Origin of the sequence: Frankia sp. AiPs1 (assembly GCF_023716945.1) — a bacterium.
GTDB lineage: Bacteria > Actinomycetota > Actinomycetes > Frankiales > Frankiaceae > Frankia.
Window position 1 is genome coordinate 1 of record NZ_JAMQQF010000520.1, and the last position, 4,251, is coordinate 4,251.

Annotated in this window: 3 protein-coding genes and 1 pseudogene; 2 read left to right on the top strand and 2 right to left on the bottom strand. The window is 74.9% G+C overall.

Annotated features, from left to right (window positions below; translation table 11 throughout):
• Positions 1–421 precede the first annotated feature (421 nt).
• Positions 422–1,786: an isopenicillin N synthase family oxygenase gene (locus tag ND748_RS26520; RefSeq protein WP_251748922.1), complete on the top strand. Its 1,365-nt coding sequence runs from the start codon at positions 422–424 to the stop codon at positions 1,784–1,786.
• A gap of 229 nt (positions 1,787–2,015) precedes the next feature.
• Positions 2,016–2,330, top strand: a complete 315-nt coding sequence (locus tag ND748_RS26525; RefSeq protein WP_251748924.1) for a hypothetical protein — start codon at positions 2,016–2,018, stop codon at positions 2,328–2,330.
• Between the two features lie 127 nt (positions 2,331–2,457).
• Here the strand turns inward: ND748_RS26525 and ND748_RS26530 are convergent, their stop codons facing one another.
• The gene (locus tag ND748_RS26530; protein ID WP_251748926.1) at positions 2,458–3,372 is read right to left on the bottom strand and encodes an amidohydrolase; all 915 of its coding nucleotides are present in this window, start codon (positions 3,370–3,372) and stop codon (positions 2,458–2,460) included.
• Between the two features lie 24 nt (positions 3,373–3,396).
• Positions 3,397–4,251, bottom strand: a pseudogene (locus ND748_RS26535) (oxidoreductase); the annotation flags it as partial.

The following is a 4,251-nucleotide window of genomic DNA, read 5'->3' on the forward strand; positions in this document are numbered from 1 at the left end:
TCCGCGGCTCCACCGCGGACGGGCCGGGCCCCGCCACCCGGGAGCCACCGGAGGCGACCTCACGGTTGGGCGATGAGAACCCCATCGAGGCCGGCGAGACCACCCGAAAAGCGGATAGGCGGGTCGGTCGCCGAGCCAGGGCGGACACGAACGCGTCCGGGCCTCAGTGAGGATCGCGGTTCCGCGGAACCGCGCCCGGCTCCGGCTCCAGCTCCAGCTCCAGCTCCAGCTCCAGCTCCAGCTCCAGCTCCAGCTCCAGCTCCAGCTCCAGCTCCAGTGATCATGGTTTCCGGCGGGAACCGTGTCATGCCGGCAGGGGTGTCCGTGCGCGGCTGATGCTCGTGGTCGGGGACACGCGCGCGTAATAGGCGGGGCCTAGCGTGCTGGACGCCGATGACGCCAGGTGAGTCGAGGGATGCCGATGCCGACCCAGGACACCGAGCCGACCCAGGACACGGTGCCGACCCGGGGCACGATGCCGACCGGAGACACGATGCCGACCCAGGACACCGAGCCGACCCAGGACACGGTGCCGATCCGGGGCACGAAGCCGACCCAGGGCACGATGCCGACCGGAGACACGATGCCGTCCCGAGTTGTGGACTCGGCCCGAGGCGCAGAGCCTGCTCCAGCCGGAGCACCGGTCCTCGGTGGGCAGGCGGGCGTTGCGGCGGGGTCGGGGCTCGTGCCGGTCGTGGACGTCTCCGCGTGGACCGGCGCCGAGGCACACGACTGGACTGACGGTGGGGCGGCCGATGATGGTGAGCGGGCGGCCGAGCGCCGGGGAACCGAACGGCGGGTGGCTGAGCGAAGGGCGGTCGCCCGGCGGCTGGACGAGGTGTGCCGGACGGTGGGGTTCGCGCAGATCGTCGGGCACGGGGTGCCGGCGGAGCTGATCGCCGACATGTTGGCCGTCACCTCGGAGTTCTTCGACCTGCCCGTCGAGGAGAAGGTGCGGCTGCTGCCGCCGGGGCCGGAGGTCAACCGGGGCTACGCGCCGTACGGCAGCGAGGCGCTCGCCTACAGCCTGGGGGCCGAGACCGCGCTGCCGGACATGTTCGAGGCGTTCAACATCGGCGTCGACGCCTGGCCGGCGGGCGAGGCGTACTACGAGGCCGAGGCGCATCGGATGTTCGCGCCGAACCTGTGGCCGGCGCGCCCGGAGCGGATGCGGGCGGTGTTCGTCGCGTACTTCGACGCGATCGGCCGGCTCGCCGGGACGCTGATGTCCGCGTTCGCCCAGGCCCTGGGCCTGCCCGCGGACTACTTCGCCGGCCGCACCGGCCGGGCGCCGAACGTCATGCGGGCCAACCGCTACCTGCGCCAGCCCGGCTCGCCGGACCCGGCGCCGGGCCAGCTCCGGATGGGCGCCCACACGGACTACGGCGCCTGCACGATCCTGCTCGCCGACGACGTGCCCGGTCTGGAGATCCTCGGCCCGGACGGGGCGTGGCACGGGGTGCGACCGGAGCCGGGGGCGTTCATCGTCAACATCGGCGACCTGCTCGCCCGCTGGACGAACGACCGGTGGCGCTCGACGCTGCACCGGGTCGTGCCGCCGCCCGCCGCCGAGCGTGGGCCGGCACTGCGCCGCTCGGTCGCCTTCTTCCACGAGGGCAACCACGACGCGATCGTCGAGTGCCTGCCGACGTGCGTGTCCGCCGACAACCCGGCCCGTTACCCGGCCGAGACGGTCGCCGACCACCTGATGGCCAAGCTGCTCGGCCCGCGCACGCTGACCTCGTCCACGGCGACCTCGACCACCAACGACCGTCTCGGCTCCTGACTCTCCCGGCCGGCGCCCCCGCGCGGGGGACGGGTCGGCGCTCACCTCGGCGTGATGAACGTCAACGCGGATCGCCGGGCGCGCCGGGAACCCTGTCGACGACTGGCCGCCGAGAACACCCACGGCCAGCGGATTCACCGAGACACCGGGGCGGTAGGGCCAGCCGGTCCCGGGCGGGCGCGACTTGGGGCCTCCGACGGGTGTCCGGTGGCGGCGTAGCGTGCCGTGCATGGCATCGCTACCCACTGCACCTGTCGTCGCGACTGGTCTCGTCGGAGGCTATTCGGCCGCCCGTCTCAGCGGACGCCGGGAACTCGCCGGCGTCGTCCTCGCCATCGCCGGCACGGTCTGCGGACGCACCTGGCTGCGCTCCCGCGGGCCCGTGGTGACGGGCGTGCTGCTCGGCACGTACACGGCGGCGTTCGGCGCGGCCCACCCGCTCGCGAAGAAGCTCGGAGCCTGGCCGTCCGTCCTCACCGTCACCGCCGCCGCGACGGCCACGACCTACCTGGTCGCCGACCGCCCCGCCGCCTCCTCCCACTGACTGGCGCCGGCCCGGCCGGACAACGGTCCCCGGTCGCGGGACACCCCTGCGGCCGGGACACCGGCGGTGACGGCCGTCCCGAGCGCGGTTGCGGTACTGCGGACGGTCCAGGCCCGTCTCCCGGCGTTCAACAGCGGTAGACCCGCGCGGCGTTGGCGGCGAACAGGCCGTCGCGGGCCGGGGCGGCGAGCTCGTCGACGAGCCGCGCGTACGTCCCGTACAGGTCGTCGTAGCTGCCGAACATGCCGTCGACGGGGAAGTTCGACGCGAAGAAGCAGCGGGCCGGGCCGAAGACCTCCAGGCTGTGCGCGACCCACGGCCGGAACGACGCGACGTCGATGCGGTGCAGCGTCATCGCCAGCCCCGACAGCTTCAGGTGCACCCGCGGGCCGAGCCCGGCCAGGCGGGCCAGGCCGTCGCGCCATACCGCGGCATGCTCCGGGTCCTGCGCCAGCGGCCAGCCGGTGTGCTCGACGACGACGGTGAGATCCGGGAACGCGGCGAGCGCCGCGGCGGCCCGCCGCATCCCGTCCGGATGGACGACGAGGTCGTAGACCAGGCCGCGGTCCTGGAGCGCGCCGAGCAGGGCGTGCCCGGCGTCGGTGTCGAGGTCGAGACCGGCGCTGGCGCGCACGCCGCGGAAACCCGGCGCGTCCGTCTGGGCGTCGAGCTGCGCCACGATCCCGGCGGCACCGCCCCGCCCGTCGACCCCGCCGATGATCGCCTGCGGCTGGCCGGTGTCCTCGGCGAGGCGGGCGATCTCGGCGGTCTCGGCCACGAAGTGCTCGGGCGCGGCGGTCACGTGCACGTACGCCTCGACGTTCCAGCGGCCCGCCTCGGCGAGGTACGTCGGCTGGTCGAACGGCCGACGCATCCGGTCGGCGTCGGGCCTGCCGGCGGCAAGAGCAGTGTCGGCGGCGGCGGAAGAAGCGTCGGCGGCGGCGAGAGCAGTGTCGGCGGCGGCGAGGAACGGGTACCAGTCGGTGCGCGCCGGATCCCAGTGGTGGACGTGGGCGTCGACGACCCGTTGCGGATGGTCCACAGCAGCCTCCCGGAGACGGGGCGATCAGCCGAACGATGCGAGGGCGTCGCGCAGCACGTCGTCGGTCCAGGGGCCAGGTTCGGCCCCGGCCAGCGACGCGGTGACGGCCGGTGCCGGGTGCGCGCGCAGGCCCAGCCAGCCGGGCCGGACGACGAGTTCCGCGCCTGCCAGCGACGCCGTGTCCGGCGCGGCGACGAGGCTCGCCACCAGCTCGGCGAGCGGAACCCGGTCGGCCGGGTCGACGCTCTGCGCGCTGACCGCGAACGTCACCAGCCCGCCGCTCGGGCTGATCGGGGTGTCGTTGACGGAGCGGGCGAGTTGGGTGACGGCCTGGGCGGCGCTGCGGCCGCCGGGGGTCAGCGCGGGCACGACGTGCACCACCCGCAGCGATCGCCCGGTCGCCGCCACCTGCCGCGCGGCGGCCCGGGACCACGCCGCATGCCCGAGAATCGTCGCCGCCGTCCCCGCGTGGCTGGCCAGGATGGCGTGCCAGTCCACGCCCGGTTCCCCGCCGGCGCCGATCGCGTCGGCGCCGTGGATGACCACCACGGCGTCGAGCTCGGCGGCGGTGGTCGTCGCGGCCCGGTGGAGGCCCTGCTCGGCGGCGGCGAAGCCGGTGGCCGCGTCGCCGGTTCCGGTGTCACCGACTGGCGCCGCGACGGTGGTGTAGCCCCATGGGGCGAGTGCGCCGGCGAGCTGTTCGGTGAGCACGCGATCATCGCTGACGACGAGGCAAGCCAGCTCGGCCGGCCCCGCGGAACCGAGCAGCCCCGCGGAACCGGGAGGCGCGGCGGAACCGGGAGGCGTGGCGGCGAGCGGGCCGGAGCGCGGGTTCGAGCCGCCGGTCGAACGCTGCTGCGCGTGCGCCGGTGCCAGTAC

Bases quoted from the DNA above. Each gene is read 5' to 3' on its own strand.
- ND748_RS26520 (WP_251748922.1), top strand. From the start codon at position 422: ATGCCGACCCAGGACACCGAGCCGACCCAGGACACGGTGCCGACCCGG.
- ND748_RS26525 (WP_251748924.1), top strand. From the start codon at position 2,016: ATGGCATCGCTACCCACTGCACCTGTCGTCGCGACTGGTCTCGTCGGA.